This window comes from Vibrio sp. 10N.222.52.B7 (assembly GCF_041474275.1).
Lineage (GTDB): Bacteria > Pseudomonadota > Gammaproteobacteria > Enterobacterales > Vibrionaceae > Vibrio > Vibrio crassostreae_C.
The window spans coordinates 1-289 of record NZ_JBFRTU010000744.1 but is presented as its reverse complement, the minus strand read 5'-3'; the positions used below and the strand labels follow the sequence as shown (position 1 = coordinate 289).

At 49.1% G+C, this 289-nt stretch carries 1 protein-coding gene; it reads right to left on the bottom strand.

Annotation, left to right across the window (positions count from 1 at the left end):
• Window positions 1–289 (bottom strand): DUF3570 domain-containing protein (locus tag AB4512_RS25090; protein WP_372176167.1); only part of this gene is annotated, 289 nt, incomplete at both ends.

The following is a 289-nucleotide window of genomic DNA, read 5'->3' as shown; positions in this document are numbered from 1 at the left end:
GGTGTCGCGATAGGTCGCGCTTAAGCTGATGGATTTTCTGGTGTCTTCAAGGCCTACTTTTTGGATTTCATAGCCACTGCGATGAGGGTCGTAGCCTGCACGAATAACCTCGTCGGTTTTATTCTGTGCCTGTTGAGTTTTTAGGGCGCGATTTATCTGGTCGGCATTCGAAGCAAGAGGTGTCGTTGGTCCCCACGCTGGTGAGGCGCCAGAAACACTGTCGTAGCTTATTTCTGCGTTGAGTGTCCAATCTAAGCCGATACTTTTTTCAATCGAAACCATGGTGTCA